Raw genomic sequence first — 21064 nt, 5'->3', positions numbered from 1 at the left:
GTGCCAGACCCGCAGCATCACGGAGAGGGGTGAAGCCGCCTCACGCCAGCGAGATGCGACATGAGCTCGGACGAGACGTCCGCCCCCAGGCATGGCGCTTCAGCGCGCGAATTCACCGTCCGATGCGAGCTCGTCCATCACGGAGAGGGGTGAAGCCGCCTCACGCCGGCGAGATGCGACATGAGCCCGAACGAGACGTCCGCCCCGTTTCTGGTCGATGGCTTGCAGCAGATCGCCACCGCCGGCGACCTCCATGCTCCTCTCGAGGTCGACGCCCGCGCCCACGAGTTCGACCCCTGTGAGACGAAGGTCAGGCGGTCACGGGCAAGCGGTGGTGTTGCCGCTGGTGGAGAGGCGCTTCCAGCCGTCGGCGAAGTGGTCGGGGCAGCTCGGCGGGACGTAATCGGCGCCGCCCTGGATGTACGAGAAGGTCGGGAGCTGCTCGCCGCCGTACCCGCAGTGCAGCGCGTTGTCGCGGAACTCGTTCTGCCACGACGGGCACTCGCCGCCGGGCTTGGTGCAGTTCGGGTTGGCTTCGGGGTCGCAGTACCAGTCGGAGTAGAAGGCGACGCTGCCGGTGTTGCTGAAGGTGTTGTCCTCGATGACGTTGGCGTTGCTGTCGTCGCGCAGGCGGATCGGGTCGCCGCTGATCTCGGTGAATTGATTGCCGCGGATCTGGTTGCCCGTGCTGTGATGGGCGATGTACACGCCGTGCATCAACCCGGCCTTTTGCGCGTGGTTCTCGACGGCGACGAAGTGGTTGTTGCGGATGTCGTTGGCGCGCGAATTGACGAGGTCGATCGCGCCGTAGCCCTGCTCGCCGGGCACGTGAAGGCTGCCGATCTCGGTGAAGTACACGCCGTAGATCCGGTTGCCCCCGTTCCAGCCGCCCTCCGGATCGAGGCGATCGCCGCGGAAGTACAGGCCGTAATGCAGGTAATGCTGGATCTCGAGGTAGTAGAACTCGAGGTGCGTCTCCTCCCCGGCGGCGACGTCGAGGGTGAGGAGGGCGCCTGCGCCGTCGCCGTCGAACACGGGGCGACCGGCGATGTCGTCGATGCCGTCGCCGTCGGCATAATCGGCAGGCATGAAGGCGACCCGGTGGTCGGGGTGATAGTAAGTCCAGGTCACGCTCTGGCCGACGTAGGTGCCCTGGGCGATCCGCACCTCCACGTCGCGGTCGGGGGCCGCAGCGACGAGGATCTCGTGGGCCCGCGCGAGGGTCAGGACCGCGTCGTCGGGCGACGACCCGCCGTGGGCGTCGTCGCCCGCGGGATCGAGATAGACGGCGAAGGGCCCGTCGTCGCCGCCGGTGGTGGTGGTGGTGCTGGTCGTGTCGTCGGTGGTCGAGAGGCCCGTGGTGGGGTCGCCGGTGGTGGCGTGGGTGGTGGCGTCGGTGGTCGAGAGACCGGTGGTCGGGGGAGCGCCGCTGCTGTCAATCGTGCCCGGCGAATCCGTGGTCGCGAGCGCGGTCGTCTCGCCGGTGTCGATACCGGTGCTCGTGAGGGACGCGGTGTCCGAAGTCGCGGTGGTGTTCGCGTCCCCGCACGCGCACGCGAGGGCGATGGCGATGGGGAGGGGCAGGCGCGCGGCGGAGGTCGACATGCAGGCATTTTGCTCGAGTCGGCCCGCGCCGTCGTCGCTGGATGACCACGTCGCGCGAAGGGCGAGCCGCGAAGACGTCGACGCGTCGCCGAGAGCCCGCGCCGCTGGGGGTTCGCGCCGCAGCGAACGCCCGGCGCCGCGGTCTCCTCGCGGCGCGCCCGGCCCGGCCGTGGCTCGCGCGCCGGACACGACTTCGCGCGAGTCAGCGGCCCGGGCGCCCGGGTCCGCGGCGGATAAGGTCGCTGTCGGGCGCCGCAACGGCCGCACCGTCGGCGATGCCTGAGCTCGTCGCGGCTCGGGCACGGCGGTTGCCGCTTGCGGACCGAACTTTGCCCTCGCTGTGCGTGGCCCGCCGGCCGAATGCACACACAGATCCTTCGAGGTGATGCGGCAGGAGGAGAAGTCCTGGAAGGCCCCCGCCCATGGATGCTGTACGCTCTGGCGATCGGCGCGGCCGCGTGGGCCGTGATGGCCTGGCTGGCCCTGTCGTCCTCGGGGCCAGGGTGCGCGGCGCTGATGCCGTTCGTGCCCGCAGTGCTCGTCTCGGCCATCGTCGGCGGCCCGTGGCCCGGTCTGCTGACGACGCTCCTGTGCACCGCGGCCGGCGGGGTCTGGCTGCTCTCGCCGGAGACGACGGCCGGCGCCGCCGACTGGTCGGAGCTGGCCATCTTCGCGGCCACTGCGGTCGGCATCTGCGCGGCGTGCGAGCGTCCACGTGCGACGCGCCGAGGCTCCTCGCAGCGGACGACGGAGGCGCTGCGGCAGCGCGGCGAGGAGATCGAGCGGTTGATGGATATGATGCCGGCCGTGGCCTGGCTGGCGCGCGACCCCGAGTGTCGGGAGGTGGTCGGCAACCAGGCGGGCTGCCGCTTGCTGAAGTTGCCGCCCGGCTCGAACATCTCGGCCCGACTCCCGCCCGAGCAGCGAGGGTGGCTCCGCTTCGAGCGCGAGGGCCGGGAGCTCCCGCTGGAACAGACGCCGCTGCGCCTGGCCATCGCCACCGGGGCGCCGGTCACCGACGTGGAGGTCGACCTGGTCCTCCCCGATCAGACGGTGATCACGCTGCTGGGCAACGCCGCGCCGCTGTTCGACGCCGCCGGCGCGGTGCGGGGCGCGGTCGGGGCCTGCCTCGACGTCAGCGAGCGCGAGCGGCTGCGCGAGCAGCTGCAGCACCACGAGGAGCGGCTGCGGCTGGCGATGGAGGGCGCCGAGCTCGGCGAGTGGGAGATGGATCTACGCACCCAGCGCGCCTTCTGGTCGCCGCTGACGCGCGAGCTGCTCGGGGTCGCCCCGGACACGCCGATCACGTTCGAGCTGTACGAATCGCGGCTCCACCCCGACGACCTGGGACGCGATCGCTGCGCCGTGGCGGAGTGCCTCGCCACCGGGAAGTACCAGAACGAGTACCGCATCCCGCTGGCCGGCGGCGGCTGGCGCTGGATCGACTCGCGCGCGAAGCTGGTGCGCGATACGCAGGGGCAGATCGTCCGCATGTTCGGCGTCGTCAGCGACATCACCGCCCGCAAGGAGGCCGAGGAAGCGCGAGCGCGGAGCGAGGAGCGGCTCCGGCTCATCCTCGAGAGCGCCAAGGACTACGCGATCTTCACCGTCGACGCGCGAGGGATCGTGACCAGCTGGAACGCGGGGGCGAACAACGTCTTCGGCCACGAGGAGCACGAGATCGTCGGCAAGGACGGCGCCGTCCTGTTCACGCCCGAGGACCGGGCGCGCGGGGTGCCCGAGAAGGAGATCCGCGCGGCGCGGCGAGACGGCCGGGCCCACAGCGAACGCTGGCACCTGCGCAAGGACGGCACCCGCTTCTGGGGCAGCGGCTTGATGATGCCGCTGCGCGACGGCGGCGAGTACCACGGGTTCCTCAAGATCATGCGCGACTGGACGGAGGCGAGGCGGTCCAAGGAGCTGCTGGAACGGCAGGCGGAGGCGCTGCGGCTGGCCGATCGGCGCAAGGACGAATTCCTGGCGACGCTCGCCCACGAGCTGCGCAACCCGCTGGCGCCGCTGCGCAACGGGCTGGCGATCGTCCGCCGCGCGGGCGTCGACGAGGAGATGGCCGAGCGGGCGCAGGCGATGATGGAGCGGCAGCTCGGGCAGATGGTGCGCCTCATCGACGACTTGCTCGACATCAGCCGGATCAGCCGCGGCAAGATCGAACTGCGAAAGGAGCGCGTCGCGCTGGCGCAGGCGCTGCAGAGCGCGATCGAGACGGTCCAGCCGCTGATCGAGCACCATCACCACGAGCTCACGGTCGAGTCGCTGCCGGAGCCGGTGTGCGTCGAGGGCGACGCGGTCCGCCTGGCGCAGGTGTTCGCCAACCTGCTGGGCAACGCCGCCAAGTTCACGCCGCCCGGGGGTCACATATGGTTGACGGTCGAGCGGCGATCCGGCGAGGTCGTGGTCCGCGTCAAGGACAACGGCATCGGCATCGAGCCGGAGATGCTGCCGCGCGTGTTCGACCTGTTCGCGCAGGTCACCGAAGCCCACGAGCGATCGCAAGGCGGGCTCGGCATCGGCCTGTCGCTGGTCAAACAACTGGTGGAGATGCACGGGGGCACGGTCGAGGCCAGGAGCGGCGGCCTCGACATGGGCAGCGAGTTCACGGTCCACTTGCCGATCGCCCCGTCGAGCTCGCGGCCGGCAGAGCCGCCGGCGCTGGCGTGCGAGGCGGTGCAGGGCGCGGGTCACCGCGTGCTGGTCGTCGACGACAACCGCGACGCCGCGCTCAGCCTGGCAGAGTTCCTCGAATTGATCGGATGCGACACGCGCGTGGCCCACGACGGGCTCGAGGGGCTGCGCCTGGCCGCCGAATTCAGCCCCGAGGTGGTGTTCCTCGACATCGGCATGCCGACCATGAACGGCTACGAGACGGCCCGCCGGATGCGCGCAGAGCCCTGGGGCGAGAAGCCGGTCCTCGTCGCCCTCACCGGCTGGGGCCAGGAGGAAGACAAGGCCCGCGCCCGCGAGGCCGGCTTCGATCGCCACATCGTCAAACCCGCCGCGCCGGAGGTGCTCGAGGCCTTGCTGGCGGAGCTGCCGGGATCGTCCGTGAACGCGGCCTGATGCGAGGATGGGGCCCGGGGCACGATTCGGGGGAGAGCCACCGCCGCGAATCAGGGAGCGATCCCATGGCGATCATGAAACCCATCGAACCCCGGTCGATTCACGGATGCAGGCGCGGCTCGAAGTCGAGGACGATCTGCAGGAATTCGTCGGTCTTCTCGGCGTGACCAGGTGACCGGAGTCCACCTTGACGAACTCGATGTAGGCGAGGAGCGAGCGGGCTTGCTCGGCCTCCTCACCGCTCATCGCGCCGAGGAGCACGCCGTTGTCGTCGACCCGGCGCGCAGCTCGGCGAGCGAAGCGAGGTCGGCAGGCGCAACCGGACCGAGGACCTCGAACACGCGATCCGGTAGCGCGACCGCCTCGGCGTGCCTATCCTGATCGACGAGGCACTCCACCAGGGTCACGCGGACTTGCAGTATCTTCGGGTCTGCCTCGGGCAAGCGGCGCTCGCGGATGGCGAGACAGCGCCGCAGGTGCGGCTCCGCGGCGGCGTCTCGCCTGGCCACCAGCGCGGCGCCCCAGCGGCGCGGGCCATGTCCACCACGCGACGCTCTTGGGCGCTCGCCTCTGCGGCGGCCTCCAGCTGCGCTCCGCTCTTGGTCGAGCGACATCGCGCTCGGGGACTCCGGCGGGCTTACCACGGAGAAAAAGTTCGAATTTTTTTGGATCGCGATGGAGTGGTCGGCGCTCTTCAACCTTGAGCGTCGCTCTGGCCGGCCGTCCTCCCGACGAAGGCTGGGCTGTGGCGCCATCCACCGGACCAAACGACATGAAGAAACTCGCATTTCTCGCTCTTGCTACCGCTGCTGTCGGCGGCCTGTTCCTGACCGCGCTCCCGAGCACGGCGATCGCCAAGGGTCAGTGCAATGGCACGACGAAGCCCTGTCCGCTCCAGAAGTGGATGCGCGACAACGTGGGTACTCCCATGGCGAGCGGCGACTTCGTCGCGGTCGCCAAAGGGATCGAGAAGATCCAAACATTCGGCGGCCCTGACATGAAGGACTGGACCAAGTTTGCCAAGAAGACGCTCGACGACCTCAAGGCCAACAAGTCGGACGACGTAAAGGCCGACTGCAAAACGTGCCACGACGCCTACAAGAACGCCTACAAGAACAACGCGACCCTGCGGAACAGGCCGCTCCCGTAAGCGATGTCACCGCGAAGGGTGAACGGAGAGACGCCGGCCGCCAGACCGCGCCGCGCGGGGCTTTAGCAGGTCCCCACGCCGCCAGCGCTGCAGCCAGCTAAAAGGTCAGCCGGCGTGGCCGTCGACGACCCTTGCGGCGACCAGCTCGATCTGGTCGTCGAGCCAGCTCAGCTGATTGAGCTTGCGCTGCGCGGCGACGGTGAGGCTGCGCGCGGGTGCAGTGTTGTCCGTCACGGCGCGAGTGTAACGCACCGTACGAGCGTGAAGGCCGCGTCGCCACCACTGCGCGCGCAGCCCACGCGGGATTCGATGGCGCGGGCGAGGGCAGTGAGCGGTGCATCGGCGTAAGCGTCGACGAGCGCGAGGAGCTCGGAATCCTCGAGGTCGAGAGGCCGCGAGCAGGCGAGCAGCACGTCGCCGGCCGCGAGACCGGTCTCGAACCGCTCGACGGCGCGCCCGCTCGTCGCGAGCATACCGAGCGCGTTGGCGACGACCTCGATCGGCACACCTTCCAACAGCTGCGGGCCCACGAGCTCCTCGGGGCGCATACGGCCGCGGCGCAGCACCACGGCGCGGCCCGGGCCCGCGTGCGCCCCACGAACGTGCACACCGTCGAGCGTGAGGGCGATGCAACCGACCGCGAGCGCTATCGGCGGCCCCGCTGGCATGGCGACGGCCAGCGCCTCGCGATCGAGCGCCACGAACGCGTCGGCGAGGTCGAGGGGCAGAGCGTCGACCTCGACGGCCGCATGCGTAACGAACCACCGACGCCGGGCCTCAGGGAGATCACGCTCGCTGGCCGCGCCGACGAAGGTGGGCGGTATCGCTGCAACACCGCGCCGCTCGACGACCGCTCGGACGACGCGGCGCGCGCCGAGCCAGCCGCAGCCATGGCCGCCCATCTCCTCGGCGACGGCGATGATGCTCGTGCTCGCGCCCGCCGCGACCTCGACGAGGTCGCGGCCGGGTCGCACGCACAGCCCGATCTCGGCCTGGAGTGCCCCGTGAGCGCGAGGGTTCATCTCCGGGAGCATCGCACGTGCGGGGGCGTGGTGGACAGCGGTTTTACATGCGCTGTCGCGTGTGAGCGGAAGACGAGGCTGGCCATCGCGACCGCAGAGGTGTGGAGCAGGCGATGGCTCCACGGCGATGAGCTCGCCGGGCGAGTCGATCGGACCGCACTGCGAGCGCTGGAGCCCGCCAGACCGCGGGCGCGTGTGGCCATAGCCCTGGCCGCTGTTTTCGCCGGCTGGCATGGCTGGGTGATCACGACCCGCGCCCTCGTGCGCTGGCCGGCGAAACCGTCGCTGCACCGATTGCCAGGGCCCTCCGTCGCAGTGAGCGAGCCGCAAGGACGCTCGAATCGCAGCAGGCGGTCTTGTCCAAACAGGCCCGCTCGGACGGTCAAATCATCGGTCGGTTGGGCTGGGTGGTAATCACATCGCGTAGATTCTGGAGGCGCTCGCGGTGCTGTTCGCAGCGATCCCTGCTCTCGCGAATGCGTCGGGTGACATCGGGCGAGAAGCTTCCGGAGGCGAGGGCCCGCTCGTGTTCCTCGATCCCGACCTCCTCGCCGTGTTGCAGCATTTGCAGCGGGACTTCGTCGTTGACCAGCGCGGTCAGGGACCCGAGCGCGTTGAAGACCACGCCCCAGGGACCCGGGCCCTCCGGGGCCACGATGCCGTTACGCCTGAGCTCGAGCTCGAGGTGTTTCATCGCCTCCCGATGCTCGGCCCTGATCTCCTTCAGGATCGGTTCCTCGGGCTGCCCCGCGAACTTCTTCAGCGCACGATCATAAGCCTCGGCGGCCGCCGCTTCGCCACGGTACAACGTGACCAATGTATCCTGGGCCTCGCTGGGCTGCGACATACTGGGAACCCTATGCGACCGGCCCCACCTGTCAAGCAAGCAGGAGCACCGACATTTCCCTCGCGAGCGCCGCGAGCGCGCCCCGAGAGGCCAACTCCGCGTAACCAGCAGACGTGGACGAATGGGTTACGGAAGAAGACGACCAAGCCAGCCCAAGCGCTCGAGGGGCGAATTGGGAAACGGCCCCCCAACAACCTCGGCCTGAGCCCGGCAGCGACGTGCGTCAGGAGGCCGTCGCCGCGGGCGCGGCGGCGAAGTCGGTGGCCGACGAGGCGCGTGAGCGACAGGCGGCGCGAACGCGGCGCTACGAGGCGGAGCTGCAGCGATACGACGGCATCGTCGCCCGCCGCACGCCGGCGGTGCGAGCGTTCAGCACGATCGAGCGCGGGCTAGCGACGGTGTCATCGGGGGCAGCGGGATCGCTGTCACGCTGCGGCGCAACCACATCGTCCTCGGCGACATCGACTCCAGGCTCGCCTATCGCGTCGGTGCTCGCGCAGTGGCAGCTCCGCCGCAGCGCCGGCACCGACGTGCAGGACGACCTGCTCGCCGTGCTCGAGGCGTTCATCGAACAACTCCCTCTCGGCCTCGTCGTCGGCGTCGGGCGGTGTGCAGAGCATGCAGTACCCTGGCCTGAGCCCTCAGAATCCGAGCCCGCGACGCAGCGCCTCGTGCGCGGCCGTCGCGAACCTCGCGCCGATCCGTGTACCCGGCATCATGTCGAAGCCGTGGAAAGCTCCGGCGATCGCCTGGATCTCCGTGGGAATGCCGGCGCGCGTCAGGCGTTGGGCATAGACGAGGTCCTCGTCGAGGAACAGGTCGAGCGACCCGACCTGGATGAACGTGGGCGGCAGGCCCGTGAGATCGGCGGCGCGGGCCGGTGCGCAGTAGGGCGACACGTCGCCTTCCCCCGGCTCGCGGTCGAGCATCGCGCGCCACGCGAAGCGATTGTTCGCGCGCGTCCACACGAACTCGCCCGTGAAGGCGTTCGGGTGCGGGTCGGCGTCGGTGCCCGTGCGGTCGTCGAGCATCGGGTACACGAGCACCTGGAACGCGACCGGGACCTCCTTGCGGTCGCGCGCGAGCAGCACGAGCGCCGCAGCGAGGCCACCGCCCGCGCTCTCCCCCTGCACCGCGATGCGCGCGGGGTCCACCCCGAGAGTATCTGCCGTGTCGTGGAGCCACCGCAGGGCCGCGTAGCAATCCTCGATGGGCCCCGGAAAGGGCGTCTCGGGCGGATGTCGATAGTCGACCGAGACCACGACACACCGCAGATCGCCGGCGATGAACCGGTTACGGAGATCGCTGATCTCGGGCCCCCACATCACGAAGCCGCCGCCGTGCACGTGAAGCACTGCTGGGAGCCGCTCGCCCACCGTCGTCTCGGGGCGATGCACGACGACGCGCACCGGCGGCTCGCCCTCGGGCCCCGGGACGTGCACCTCGTCGCGCCTCACGCCCTGCACCTCGGGGGCGTGGAGCGGCGGAGTCTCGTTCGCGACGCGTCGGATCTCCGGCAGCGTCTCGGGGGAGAAGTCGAACGAAGGGAGCGAATCGAGGAACGGGACGAGCTCGGGATCGACGAGGGTACGAGTTTGCATGCCGCGCAACGTAGGCTGTTCACGCGCCACGCACACCGCCGCGGCCGGTCCGGGCATCCAGGACTCTGATGTCCTGGATCGTGCGGTTTTCCGGCCGCCGCGGTCCGCGTAAGATCGCGGACGTGGAGAGCGTCGTCGCGCTGAACGTCTTCGTGCAGGTCGCCGCGAGCGGGAGCTTCGCGGGGGCGGCGCGCGAGCTCGGCATCTCGCCGTCGGCGGTCGGGAAGAGCATCACGCGCCTCGAAGAGCGCACGCGCGTGCGTCTGTTCGAGCGTACGAGCCGCAGCCTCCGCCTCACCCCCGCGGGTCAGCGCTTCGTCGCGCGTTGCCGCCGCATCCTCGCCGAGATCGATGCCGCCGAGGCCGAGCTGTCGGAGACGGCGAGCGCGCCGCGTGGGCTGCTCCGCGTGAGCATCCCGGTGGCCGGAGGTCCGTTCCACCGGGTGCTCGCCGACTTTCAGGAGGCGTACCCGTCGATCGATCTCGAGGTAGTCTCCACCAACCGCAACGTCGATATCGTGCGCGAGGGCATCGACGCCGCGATCCGCTCCGGTCCCCTGGCGGATTCGACGCTCCGCGTCCGCGAGCTCGGGAAGTTTCGCTTCGTGCTCGTCGCATCTCCGGATTACCTGGCGCGGCGTGGGACGCCTCGCCATCCGCGTGACCTCGCCTCCCACGACCGCCTCCAGCTGCGGCGCTCGACGAGCGGCCGGCTCCACGAATGGGCGCTCGCGGAGCCCGAGCAGGCGCTCCCGAAGGTCGGGCGCACCTCGCTCGTCGCCGACAATCTCGAGCTCCTCACGTATTTCGCACTCCGCGGCCTGGGGCTCGCCTATGTCGCCGAGATCCTGGTGAGCGACGAGCTCGCCTCGGGTGCGCTCGTGAAGGTCCTCGAACAGCACATCGGCGAGCGGATGAGCTCGCATCTCGTGTGGGCGGCGGGCCGCCACACCCCGCCGAAGGTGAGGGCGTTCGTCGATTACGTCTCGAGGCGCCTGCTGAAGAGACCGTGAGCTCCTGAGCCTCGCTCACGGGGCGCACGGGCTCTAAAGCGCCAGGACATCCCCTCATCGACACGAGCGCGGGGGCGCGCAGGGGTGCCAGTGCACGCCGCTGCGCACACTACAGGTCTACAGTGCGCTATCTTCGGACCGCGCCATGGCCGAACTTCGACGAACAAATGGGGCGGGAGCGTGGTTCCTCCGCGAGCGCAGCATACTCGGCCGCTCCCGCGTATGTAACGTCCAGCTCGAGGACTCCAGGGTGTCGGGGGAGCACGCGCTCGTGCGCTGGAACGGCCGGGCCTGGGAGATTCAGGATCTGGGCAGCCGCAACGGCACTTTCGTCGCGGGCCGCCGGCTCGGCCTCGGCGAACGCGTCTCCCTGTCGCCGGGAACGACCCTCGGCTTCGGGAGCCCGGACGGCTACGTGTTCGCCGGCGGAGAGCCGCCGACGCCGTTCGCGGTGCCGCTCGACGAAGGACCGGCGATCGAGGCGCAGGATGGCCTGCTCGTACTGCCCCAGTCGGACGAGCCCGAGCTCACGGTGTACCGCGGCGGCAACTCCGGGTGGTCGATCGAGCAGGCCGGCGAGGTGCGCGCGACCGAGGACGGCGCCGTCGTCCGCTCGGCGAGCGGCGCATGGCGCCTGCACCTGCCCGGAGCGTTGCCGCTGACGGACGAGTCAAGCCGCAGCGGGCCCACCATCGACACGATCGGGCTCCGATTTCGCGTCAGTGGCGACGAGGAGACTGTGGAGCTGCTCGCGCTCCACCCCGGAGGAGTGATCGACCTCAAGGTCAGGGTCCATCACTATCCGCTGCTGCTGCTCGCGCGCGTGCGACTGCGCGACGCATCCGTGCCCGCCGATCGGCAGGGGTGGATCGAGCAGAACGATCTCCTCCGCCAGCTCCGCTGCGAGGGGGATCGATTGTACATCGATATCTTCCGCAGTCGCCGTCAGCTCGCCCAGGCCGGGATCGCCGACGCGGCGCGGCTGATCGAGCGGCGCCCCGGGACGGGACTGCTACGAATCGGGGTCGGCTCGCTCGAGGTCGTGCCGCTCCTCGAGCGCTGAGACCTGGCCGGCCTCACCGAGCCGAGAGCTCCAGCATCCAGGCCTCGAGTTCGGCGAGGGCCGGGACGCGCTGGCCGCGGACCTCGCGAAAGACGGCGGCAGCCTGCCCCGCCAGCTCCAGCGCGCCGGCCCGGTCGCCGCGGGCTTCCCACACCGCGTGAGCGAGCATTGCGCGGGCGTCGGCGACGAGCTCGCGCGGCGAGCCGCGGCTCACCCCGATCTTGATGCTGCGCTCGAGGAGGTCGATCGCCTCCTTCGTGCGCCCTGCCTTCAGCGCGAACTCGCCGAGCGCGTTCAAGGCGATGACGAGCTGCGGATGTTCGGGCCCCAGCACGGTCTCCCAGCCCGCCAGGACGCGGCGGAAGTTGAGCTCCGCCGCCTCGAGCTCCCCGAGCTGCATCTGCGCGTAGGCGAGTCCGAAGAGGGTGAGCGCCGTCTCGGGATGGTTCGGGCCGAGCGCGGCTTCGATCGCCCGGTACGCGCGCTCGAGCTGCTCTCGACCTTGCTCGCGGCGACCGACCGCGCCCAGCGCGACGGCGAAGTTGTGGCGTGTCCGCGCGACATCCGGGGCATCGGGTCCGTACGCACGCTCGAAGATCGCCAGGGCCCGCTCCTGCAGCGGAAGCGCCTCCTCCGGCTCGCCGAGCTCGGCATGCACTGCGCCCATATTGGTGAGGCACGTCGCGGCCTCGAGGCTGGTCGCGCCGTACAGGGCCTCGGCGTTCGCCAGCGCCGCGGCGAACAGCGCCAGCGATTCGCGGTGCTTGCCTTGCTGCTTGTAGATCACCGCGAGGTGGCTCATCTGCAGCGACAGGTCGGGATGTACCTCCCCGAGCTCGCGGCGCAGCAGCTCGAGCCCCCGCTCGTCGAGGGCCTGAGCCTCGGACAGCGCCCCAGTCCCTTGGTGGACGACGGCCAGGAAGCTGAGCAATTTGGCACCGCGGGAGCGCTCGGTCTGACCGAGCCGTCTCACGAGCATCTCCGCGAAGTCGCCGACCAGCAGCGCCTCCTGGTGCCGGGCCATGTGCTCGCCGAGGACGAGGATCAGCCGGATCGCCGCGTCGGCGGCGATGTCGTCGCGCTTCAGCGCGCCCGCCTCCACGACGGCGCTTCGCAGCAGTCGCGTCGCCCCGGCGTAATCGCCGTCCCAGTCGGCCAGCAGACCGGCGACTTTCGTCGCCTCGGCATGCACGCCTCGCAACCCCGCGCTCGCGGCCAGCCCGCGCACCTCCTGCACGCGCGCCCTCGCCTGGGGCATGTTGCCGGTGTTTCCGAGGACCTCGATGCGCTGCAACTGCTGCTGCAAGCGGGTCGCCTGCAATTGTTCATGGACGCCCCCGGCCGGCGGAGAGGACTGCACGAGCACCGGGTCGGTACAGGCCCGCGGATCTGGTAACCCAGCAGCGATCCGGATCGCCCTGGACCGCGCCCGAGGGTCTTCCTCCGCGAGTGCGTCGAGCAGGCCGAGGAACCGCTGGCGTTGATTGTAAAGGCATGCGAGCGGCCGCGCGTCGTCGGTGAGGCACGCCTCGGCGCGGACCTGACGCCAGCGCTCCGCGAACGTGTCGTGCCACACGGCGATCCGTACGGCGAGGTCGCCGGCGTCGGGGAGCTCCGAGGCGATGAAGCTGGTCTTCAGGCGCGCGCGCGCCGCGTCGTTCCACACGTCCGCGAAGATGCTCGCGCCGGCGTCCTCGCAGGCGGCGACGTGCTTCGTGTGCTCCCACGAGCGCACCCCGGCGGCGCTGCCAAGCACAAGCGCCAGCGCGGACACTCCGACGGCCATGAAGGAGCGGCGACGCCGGGACTGCCCGGAGGCCAGGGCGGCCAGCAGCGCGTCCATCGTGGGGAATCGGTCGGCTGCTCGAGCAGACAGACCGCGCACGAGAATGGCGTACAGCCACGACGGCGCCCTTGCGGGCTGCGTGGGTGCGCGTGGGCGGAGTCCCTGCTGCGCGGACACTTGCGCGGAGACGTAGCCGTCGGCGAAGGGTCGCTCTCCGGACAGCGCCTCCCAGAGCACGATGCAGAACGAGAATTGGTCGGAGCGCGCGTCGACCGAGTCCTCGTGCCATTGCTCGGGGGACATGTATTGCGGGGTACCTTTGACAGTCCTGGTCCCGCCGCTCTCCGCCGCGAGCGCGAGCCCGGACAGCGACGGCCGCGGCGCCTCCGTTCGCGGCGCCCCGTCGGCGCGGGCGATCCCGAAGTCCATGACCCGGGGCCGGTCTTCGGCGCCGAGCATGATGTTCTCGGGCTTGAGGTCGCTATGCACGAGGCCCTCCGCGTGGGCCGCCGCGATCCCGCGACCGATCGCAAGGAACACCGCGAGGAGCTCCCTCCACCCATACGTACGCGCCCGCAGCCACGCCCGGAGCGTCACCCCGTCGATGAATTCCATGGCGAAGAAGACGCGCCCGTGGAAGCCGCCGACGTCGTACACCGGGCAGATGTTCGGGTGCGACAGACGTGCCATCACCTGCGCTTCACGCAGGAGCCTGGTCTGGCGCTGGTCGTTCGGCGCGACGTCGTGCAGCAGCTTGAGCGCCACCTTGCGGCCGAGATCCGGATCGTACGCCGCATAAACTCGCCCCATCCCCCCGGAACCGATGCAGTCGATGATGATGTATCGACCGACGCTCACGCCCCGGGCGAGCAGATCCGCGGGCGGGTGGACGTGAGGGGCGGCGAGGGTGTCTGCGCCGGCCGAGACCGGCACGGTGAGCGTTGGTAGGGTCGTCGACATGGACCGAGCGGCGGCGGATGATACCGTCAGCATCCCGGCCCAAGAGCCGACTCGGCCAGTTTCGTGCGGGCGCACGGCTCCGCGCTCGCGGGTACGGTCCGTCCGTTCGTCGAATTTCGGCATGTAGCGGGCGGGACCGCGACGCGGCGCGTGCCGCCGCGCCTCGGGCGCGTGCTCGCCCGCGTCCCCGGCGCGGCGGATCCCTGTGCGCCGTCGCGCTCGCTTGCAAGAGGCCGATGTAATTCCGGATGAAGATGAATCCGTCGCTGTTTGGAGTATCACCGTGCCTGCGCCACGCGGGACGATTGCACAATGCCGAGGACCCTGGGCAAGGGCGGCATTATGAGGGGGGTCTACGCCGCCCAAAATCTGCAACTCGACCGTATGGCCCTCAAACAAGGAGCAAGATCATGGCATGGACCTGGCACAAGGTGACTGGCGTTCTCAAGCAGATCTCCGTCGGTTCGGCGAAGCACATCTGGGGAGTCAACGCGAATCAACAGATCTACCGCTACAGGCATGAGGGCGATTGGGAGGGCATCAGCGGGTCCCTGGATCACGTCTCCGTCGGGGTGGACGGGACGGTCTTCGGAACCGATCGAGTGAGCGGGGTCTTCCACAACCTGGGCGCGAGTACCAGGTGGAACTGGCGCAGGCTCACGGGCTCGCTGGTTCAGGTCTCCGTCGGCTCGGCGAAGCACATCTGGGGCGTCGACAGCGGCAACCAGATCTTCCGCTACACGATGGAGAACCAGTGGGAGAAGATCGACGGATCGCTGACCTACGTCTCTGTCGGGTCGGACGGCACGGTCTTCGGCGTCGACAGTGCCAACGCCGTCTTCCGCTACCTGGGCGACAACAAGTGGCGCAAGCTCACGGGCACGCTGAAGCAGGTCTCCGTCGGCTCGGCGAAGCACATCTGGGGCGTCGACAGCGGCAATCAGGTCTTCCGCTACACCGGGGAGAACGAGTGGGAGAAGATCGACGGGTCGCTGAAGCACGTGTCCGTCGGCTACGACGGGACGGTCCTCGGGGTCGACGCGAAGGACGAGATCTACCGCTGGCTCGGCACGGACCTCTGGTTCTAGGGACCCCTGCGGGGCCGAGCAACGTCACCTCATCGGTTCGAGCACGCGGACGAACCGCATGCCCCGCATCTGCCCACGTTGAACGCCTGCCGGCTCTCCCGGAATCGACCGGGTGACCGGCGGGCGCTCCTGCCGTGGCCACGACGATTCGCGCCACTGAGGATTGACCATGCCTCAAGACGTCACATTCGACCTGCCCTTCTCACTGCACATCAGTCCGGAGCTGGAAGGCGCCCGCCGCCGCAACCTCGCCTGGGTTCAACAGCACGGACTGGTCGTCAGCCGGGAGGCCGTGGACTGGTACTCCTCGTGGGACATGCCGCGGCTCGCCGCCTACGGCTTCCCCTACGCCCAGGGCCCGGATTTAGACCTGGTCACGGATGCGATGGGGTTCTTCTTCGTCTTCGACGACCAACTCGATGGTCCCCTCTGCCGAGCCCCCGAGCGTATGGCACGGGTGTGCCAGGGCCTGATCGACATCGTCCACGGCGCCACGCTCTCCGCCGACAGCGATCCGTGCTCGAGGGCGTTCGCCGACCTCTGGCAGCGCAGCACCAACGGCGCGCCTGCCGGGTGGACGTCGCGAGTCGCTCACGAGTGGGAGTACTACTTCGCCACGCAGGCCCACGAAGCGATAGGCCGCCTGCGGGGCACACCGGCCGACATGGAGTGCTACCTCCAGGTCCGCCGCGGCATCGGCGGCACTGCCCTGCCCATATCCCTCGGGGAGCGGGCCGCCGGCATCACGGTCCCGGCGGCGGCCTTCCACAGCCCGCATCTGCGCATCATGCGGGAGATCGCGGTGGATATCACGGTGATGTGCAACGACGTCTATTCGCTGGAGAAGGAGGAAGCCCGCGGCGACATGGACAACCTCGTCCTGGTCATCGAGCACGTCCGCCAATGCTCCCGCCAGGAAGCTGTCGCCCAGGCCCGCCGGCAAGTCCTCCGCCGCTGCACCCGCTTCCAGCACCTGGCCGCCGAGGTACCGGCCATGTGCGCCCAGCTCGGCCTCAGCCCGTCCGAACGGACCGACGTGGACACCTCTATCGAGGTAATGACCGCGTGGATGAGCGGCTACCACGCCTGGGAAACCGAGACCCTGCGCTACACCAGCGCTTCCGAGATCCTGCCGAGCTCGGGTCCCGGCTACTTCGAGAACGTTCTCGGCGCCTGACCATCCGCGTGCCGGCTCAGGGAGTCGAAGGCGGCGGGCGTGGCGCAGCTTGGCCGTCGTTCCAGCGGAGCAGGCGTGCTCCGCCGACACGCGGGGATCCTGAAGCCAGACCTGGCTGGCGCGCGAGCGGCCCACGATGGCGCGTTCGGGGAGCGGCCGACCCTCGGACTCGTCGCTCTCGATCCTGCCCATGTGCCCATAATACCAGGGCGGCGTCGCGGGCTGCGGCGTGTCTCGCGGGCCGGACCGCGGGCGCGGCGATGGCGAGCGGGCTCGTCCATCCATCACGGCGGCGAGGGGGCCGCGCGGTGCTGTCGCTCGGGCTCGCGCGCCGGGCCCGGCCGAGCGGAGGTGCCTCCCGGCTGCGACTTCGTCGGCGTCGGGTCGGGTCGGCGCGCTCTGGCGTCGCCTCGACCTCCAGCCGAAGCCACGGGGTCAGGGCTCGTGTGTGGCCGAGGACCCGAGAGCCTCCGCGAGTCCGAGACGTCCAGGGACCGATCACCCCCCGCCTGTGGCCTCGCGTTCGGCGGTGTACGTGACCCATTCGCCGTCGGCGACCGATAGGCCGGCGCAGCTCGGCAAGCTGCAGTCCGCCACCGTGCCGGCGACCCGCGGGCTGTCGAGACACAGCGCGCCGTCCTCGGTCCACACGGCCTCGAGCTCGCCGAGCGGGACGCCAGAGTCGGGGGCGACGGTGCCGCTCGCGTTGGCCCAGCGGACCTCGGTGCCGTTCTGCGTGTAGCTGTCGCCGCCGCCGCAGTAGTCGGCGGTGACCATCTTGAGCGTCGCCTGCCGCTGGGCCGGCGTGGTCGCGCTCGACTGCGGGCCGTAACCGAGGAGGCGCATCTTGGCGGCGGCCGAGCCAGCGCAGGCGATCGTCATCCACCGACTTCGGTTCGGGTTCACTGTCTTGTCGTCGAGGTCGTAGGTTTCGCCGCCGATCACCGTGGCCGCGCTGGCGAGGGTGTCGAGCAGGTCCCCGCTACAGACGTTGCGCAGGCCGAGCAGCGCGCCCAGGTCGGGGTAGAGGAGCGCGTAGGTCGGCACCTTCGGCGCGTCCTCGGCCCACGAATCGATCTCCTGGTAGCCGAGCACGGTGATCGGGACCGGCAACGACAACAGCCCCGGCTCCTGGACCAGAATCGTCGCCCCGATGAGCTGCGCGCCGCGCAGGGTCTGGCCATTCGGGTTGCGGGCGAGCAGCGCGTCGTTCTCGACGTCGAGGCGATAATTGCCGAGCAACCCGGCGGGCGCCAGAAAGCCGACGATCCGCGCGCCCTCACCATTGGTCGCGCCGTCGAGGTTGAGCTCGCGGATGGAGCGGCCGTTCACCTCCGCCGAATTGAAGCCGCACTTCCAGGTTGGGCAGGCGTACGGACGCAGCGCAATTTCGTCGTCGCCGTCCCCGGCAGGCACGCCCTCGTCACAACCGGCGGCCCACATCAGGGCCCCGGTCAAGATCCAACGATATGTCTTTCGGTACATGTTATTTCACCTCTGGTGTTCGTTCGACGCCATGGGCCGACCTCGGCCCGAGCCCCGTCAGGGCGAGCAACCGCTCGGTTCGGGCCCGCTGTCGCGCAAAGCTCGGCCCGGCAGCCCGATGCTCCGGTCAATCCCGGAGGTCGAGCCGAGGCAGCTTTGCACAGGCTCGGAGGTAGAGCAAGCGAAGCCGCCTTTCAACGATCTTACAGATTGTGACAGTGAAGCTCGCGGCCGATGCCGCGTGGGTGCGCTCGAGCGCGCCGAACTTCAGCGCAGGGCACGACCTCGAGCTGCGACACCCCGATCCGAAGGAGCCCGGTGCCCGCCCGCCGCATCCGCCACACCGGCCTCGGCGAGCTGGCGGCGGATCCGGAAGATGTTGATGTAGAGCCGGTCAAGGGTGCAGCGGAGCAGCTGGCTTGGACCTCTTCGGATTTGGCTCGACGCGCTCCGGCGTCGCGTCGACCTCGCGCATCCAGGCCTCGGTCTGGGCGAGGAATTCCGCGCGAGCCGAGCCCGCCGCGCGGTACACCGCCGTCGCCTTCGCCGCGATCGCCAGCGCCCCCACGCGGTCGCGGCGGGCCGCCCACACGGCCTTCGCCAGGGCGACGCGGGCGTCCGCCAGCCGCTCGGGCAGGGCGCCGTTGGCCTCGCCGATCCGCACGCTCCGCTCGAGCACTTTCACCGCCTCCTCCGGCTGCCCGGACATCAGCAGCACCTCGCCGAGCGCGCTCAGCAGCGCCGCGATGCGGGGGTCGTTGGCGTCGAACGCGGCCTCCCAGATGCTCAGGGCGCGGCGCAGGTTCTGCTCCGCCGCCGGCAGCTCGCCGGACAGCCCCTGTGCGTACGCGAGGTCGTGCAGGATCGTCCCGAGGTCGCGGTGCGTCGGGCCCATCGCCGCCTCGAACACCCGCAGCGCCTCGCGCTGCTCGACGAGCGCCGCCGCGAGCTCCCCGCTCTCCGCCAGTACGTTGGCGAGGTTACTGCGCGCGCGCGCGACGTCGGGGTGGTTCGGGCCGAGGATGGTGGTGTATGTCGCCACCGCCTGCTTCTGCAGCGCCATCGCCTCGGCGCGCTCTGCGAGGTACAGGTGCAGCGTCCCCATGTTCGCCTGGCTCGCTGCCACCTCGATGCTGTGCGGTCCGAACAACGCCGTAGCGATGTCCTGCGCCTCCTGGTAGAGCCCCATCGCCTCGCGGTACTCGCCGAGGTCTCTGCGCAGGGAAGCGACCTGGTCCAGCGCCGTCGCCAGCTCGGGGTGCGCCGCGCCGAGCTCACGCCGGAAGATCTCGCACGCCCGCTCCGACCTAGCGAGGGCCTCGCGCACCGCTCCGGCCCGGTGATGCACCGCCGCGAGGTGCATCAGCAGTCGCGCGTGCGGCGGCCGGTCCGTCTGACCCAGGCGATGCACCAGCATCTCCGCGACCTCGCCGAACAGCAAGCCCTCGGCGTGGCGCCCCAGTGACATGCCGACGACGCTGACGAGCGAGGTCGCCGATGCGATGGCGAGGTCGTCGATCCCCGCCGCGCCGGCGGCGGTCAGCACTTCTCTCAGCGTCCGCTCGGCGGCCGCGTAGTCGCCCGCCCGCTCGGCGTTCGCCCCGGCGGCCTGCTTCGCCTCGAGGACCAACACCTGCAGCCCCTCGGTCTCGGCCCGCTCGCGCACCCCTTCGATGACCGTGCCGGCCTGCGCCGTGCGGCCCGTCACGGTCATCAGCTCGCCGCGTCGCAGGTCCCGGCGCAGCGACGCCGACAGCGCCTCGTCTCCTCGCGTGGGTGGGCGCGAGCGCGCGAGCGTCGGGTCGGCGCACGTTCGCGGGTCCGGGAGCGCGGCGGCCTGATGAATCGCCCGCGCCATCACGCCGCGCTCGGGCACCTCGGCCATCGCCTCGAGCAGCACAGCCAGCCGCTGGCGCTGATCGTCCAGGCACGGGACGGGTCCCGGATCGCTCGCAAGGCACGCGTCGGTGCGGACCTCCTTCCAGCGCGTCGTCCACGCGTCGGTCCATCCTGCCACTCGCGCGTCGACGGACTCGGCGTCGGGGATACCCGTCGCGGCCATCGCTGCGCGCACGCGGGCGCGGACCTCGTCGGTCCACACGTCGCCGACGATGCTCGCGCCGGCCGCTTCGCAGGCGGCGACGTGTCGCTGCTGCTGCCACGATCGCGTCGCAGCGACCCCGCCGCCGACCAGCGCGACCGCGGCCGCTCCGGCCGCCAGCCACGACCTGCGCCGGCGCGCCTGGCCCGACGTCAGCGCGTCCAGGAGCGCGTTCATCGACGGGAAGCGATCCTCCGGGCGGGTCGATAGCCCGCGCGTCAGCGTCCGCCGGACCCAGGAAGGCACCCGGGCAGACGACGGCGGCGCGCCGGGGCGCAGCGGCTCACCGACCGCGGCCCTCGCCGCCGCGTCGACGGGGAACGGCCGCTCTCCGAACAGAGCCTCCCATGCGACGACGCAGTAGGAGAACTGGTCCGAAAGCACGCTCGTCTCGCCCGATCGCCATTGCTCGGGCGCCATGTACGGTGGCGTGCCTTGCACGGCGCCCTGCTCGGTCCGGAGCACGTCGGTGCGCGGGATGAGCCCGGACAGCGTCGGATCTTCCTCCGCCGTCCGCTCCGCCCGCGAGATCCCGAAGTCCATCACCCGCGGGCGTCCGTCGGCGCCGATCATGACGTTCTCGGGCTTGAGGTCGCTATGCACGATCCCCACGGCGTGCGCCGCCGCGACGCCGCGGCCGATCGCCACCAGCAGGGAGAGCACGTCCCGCCATCCGTGCGCGCGCGCCTGCAACCATGCGCGGAGCGTGACCCCGGCGACGAATTCCATGGCGAAGAACACTTGCTCGTGGAAGGTCCCCACGTCGTGGATCGCGCCGATGTTCGGGTGGGACAGCCGGGCCATCGCCTGCGCCTCGCGGAGCAGCCGCGCCTGGCGGATCGGCTCGGACGCGCTGCCGGGGAGCAATAGCTTGAGCGCGACCTTGCGGTTGAGCTCCGGATCGTAGGCCGCATACACCGCGCCCATTCCACCGGCGCCGACGAGGTCGATCACGATGTAGCGTCCGACGAGCGTCCCGCGGACGAGCCGATCCGGAGGCGGAGCCGTTGCGCCCGTGCTGGGAGCTGTAGGGGCATACGGCGACACCGTCACCGACTGCGTAGGTAAGGTGTTCCGTGTGCCTGGCT

15 protein-coding genes are annotated in these 21064 nt (G+C 70.4%); 6 read left to right on the top strand and 9 right to left on the bottom strand.

What is annotated here, in order from left to right:
• Positions 1–318: 318 nt before the first annotated feature.
• Positions 319–1605, bottom strand: coding sequence for a right-handed parallel beta-helix repeat-containing protein (locus tag OV090_RS42575; RefSeq protein ID WP_267710624.1), 1287 nt, complete (start codon positions 1603–1605; stop codon positions 319–321).
• Between the two features lie 426 nt (positions 1606–2031).
• On the opposite strand from OV090_RS42575, the gene OV090_RS42570 reads away from it, so the two are divergent.
• Entirely contained in the window at positions 2032–4683 is a 2652-nt protein-coding gene (locus OV090_RS42570; protein WP_267710623.1) for a PAS domain S-box protein, read from the top strand.
• 242 nt (positions 4684–4925) lie between these two features.
• Here OV090_RS42570 and OV090_RS42565 read toward each other — a convergent pair whose 3' ends face one another.
• Entirely contained in the window at positions 4926–5090 is a 165-nt protein-coding gene (locus tag OV090_RS42565; protein WP_267710622.1) for a hypothetical protein, read from the bottom strand.
• Positions 5091–5455: 365 nt separating this feature from the next.
• Between OV090_RS42565 and OV090_RS42560 the strand changes: the two genes are divergently transcribed.
• Entirely contained in the window at positions 5456–5833 is a 378-nt protein-coding gene (locus OV090_RS42560) for a hypothetical protein (RefSeq protein WP_267710621.1), read from the top strand.
• 105 nt (positions 5834–5938) lie between these two features.
• Here OV090_RS42560 and OV090_RS42555 read toward each other — a convergent pair whose 3' ends face one another.
• From OV090_RS42555 to OV090_RS42540, 4 genes are all read right to left on the bottom strand, one after another.
• A complete protein-coding gene (locus OV090_RS42555) occupies positions 5939–6067 on the bottom strand; it encodes a hypothetical protein (protein WP_267710620.1) in 129 nt (42 codons plus the stop codon).
• Positions 6064–6867 carry a hypothetical protein gene (locus OV090_RS42550; RefSeq protein WP_267710619.1) on the bottom strand — a complete coding sequence of 268 codons (804 nt, stop codon included), beginning with the start codon at positions 6865–6867 and terminating at the stop codon, positions 6064–6066. The genes OV090_RS42555 and OV090_RS42550 overlap by 4 nt, the downstream gene beginning before the upstream one ends.
• 370 nt (positions 6868–7237) lie before the next feature.
• Positions 7238–7702 (bottom strand): DUF2383 domain-containing protein, encoded by a 465-nt coding sequence (locus OV090_RS42545; RefSeq protein ID WP_267710618.1) that lies wholly within the window; start codon positions 7700–7702, stop codon positions 7238–7240.
• Between the two features lie 641 nt (positions 7703–8343).
• Positions 8344–9303, bottom strand: coding sequence for an alpha/beta hydrolase (locus tag OV090_RS42540; protein WP_267710617.1), 960 nt, complete (start codon positions 9301–9303; stop codon positions 8344–8346).
• Positions 9304–9425: 122 nt separating this feature from the next.
• Between OV090_RS42540 and OV090_RS42535 the strand changes: the two genes are divergently transcribed.
• Entirely contained in the window at positions 9426–10316 is an 891-nt protein-coding gene (locus OV090_RS42535) for a LysR substrate-binding domain-containing protein (protein ID WP_267710616.1), read from the top strand.
• 145 nt (positions 10317–10461) lie between these two features.
• Positions 10462–11379: an FHA domain-containing protein gene (locus OV090_RS42530; RefSeq protein ID WP_267710615.1), complete on the top strand. Its 918-nt coding sequence runs from the start codon at positions 10462–10464 to the stop codon at positions 11377–11379.
• 13 nt (positions 11380–11392) lie between these two features.
• Here OV090_RS42530 and OV090_RS42525 read toward each other — a convergent pair whose 3' ends face one another.
• Complete coding sequence (locus OV090_RS42525) at positions 11393–14524, bottom strand: serine/threonine-protein kinase (protein ID WP_267710614.1); 3132 nt, start codon at positions 14522–14524, stop codon at positions 11393–11395.
• A gap of 11 nt (positions 14525–14535) precedes the next feature.
• Between OV090_RS42525 and OV090_RS42520 the strand changes: the two genes are divergently transcribed.
• Together OV090_RS42520 and OV090_RS42515 are read left to right on the top strand one after the other, a co-directional pair.
• Entirely contained in the window at positions 14536–15213 is a 678-nt protein-coding gene (locus tag OV090_RS42520; RefSeq protein ID WP_267710613.1) for a tectonin domain-containing protein, read from the top strand.
• A 169-nt stretch (positions 15214–15382) separates the two neighbouring features.
• A complete protein-coding gene (locus tag OV090_RS42515; RefSeq protein WP_267710612.1) occupies positions 15383–16390 on the top strand; it encodes a hypothetical protein in 1008 nt (335 codons plus the stop codon).
• A gap of 498 nt (positions 16391–16888) precedes the next feature.
• On the opposite strand, the gene OV090_RS42510 is transcribed toward OV090_RS42515, so the two are convergent.
• Positions 16889–17875, bottom strand: a complete 987-nt coding sequence (locus OV090_RS42510; protein WP_267710611.1) for an ADYC domain-containing protein — start codon at positions 17873–17875, stop codon at positions 16889–16891.
• Positions 17876–18269: 394 nt separating this feature from the next.
• On the bottom strand, positions 18270–20930 hold the full coding sequence (locus OV090_RS42505) for a serine/threonine-protein kinase (protein ID WP_267710610.1): 2661 nt from the start codon (positions 20928–20930) through the stop codon (positions 18270–18272).
• Positions 20931–21064: the final 134 nt, after the last annotated feature.

The organism is Nannocystis sp. RBIL2 (assembly GCF_026626745.1).
Lineage (GTDB): Bacteria > Myxococcota_A > Polyangia > Nannocystales > Nannocystaceae > Nannocystis.
The sequence above is the reverse complement of the archived record's forward strand: the minus strand, read 5'-3'. Positions and strand labels throughout refer to the sequence as shown.

Excerpts from the sequence above, each read along its gene's own strand:
- OV090_RS42530 (WP_267710615.1), top strand. The coding sequence starts at position 10,462 with ATGGCCGAACTTCGACGAACAAATGGGGCGGGAGCGTGGTTCCTCCGC.
- OV090_RS42520 (WP_267710613.1), top strand. The coding sequence starts at position 14,536 with ATGGCATGGACCTGGCACAAGGTGACTGGCGTTCTCAAGCAGATCTCC.
- OV090_RS42560 (WP_267710621.1), top strand. The coding sequence starts at position 5,456 with ATGAAGAAACTCGCATTTCTCGCTCTTGCTACCGCTGCTGTCGGCGGC.
- OV090_RS42515 (WP_267710612.1), top strand. The coding sequence starts at position 15,383 with ATGCCTCAAGACGTCACATTCGACCTGCCCTTCTCACTGCACATCAGT.
- OV090_RS42575 (WP_267710624.1), bottom strand. The coding sequence starts at position 1,605 with ATGTCGACCTCCGCCGCGCGCCTGCCCCTCCCCATCGCCATCGCCCTC.
- OV090_RS42510 (WP_267710611.1), bottom strand. The coding sequence starts at position 17,875 with ATGTACCGAAAGACATATCGTTGGATCTTGACCGGGGCCCTGATGTGG.
- OV090_RS42550 (WP_267710619.1), bottom strand. The coding sequence starts at position 6,867 with ATGCTCCCGGAGATGAACCCTCGCGCTCACGGGGCACTCCAGGCCGAG.
- OV090_RS42545 (WP_267710618.1), bottom strand. The coding sequence starts at position 7,702 with ATGTCGCAGCCCAGCGAGGCCCAGGATACATTGGTCACGTTGTACCGT.
- OV090_RS42540 (WP_267710617.1), bottom strand. The coding sequence starts at position 9,303 with ATGCAAACTCGTACCCTCGTCGATCCCGAGCTCGTCCCGTTCCTCGAT.
- OV090_RS42570 (WP_267710623.1), top strand. The coding sequence starts at position 2,032 with ATGCTGTACGCTCTGGCGATCGGCGCGGCCGCGTGGGCCGTGATGGCC.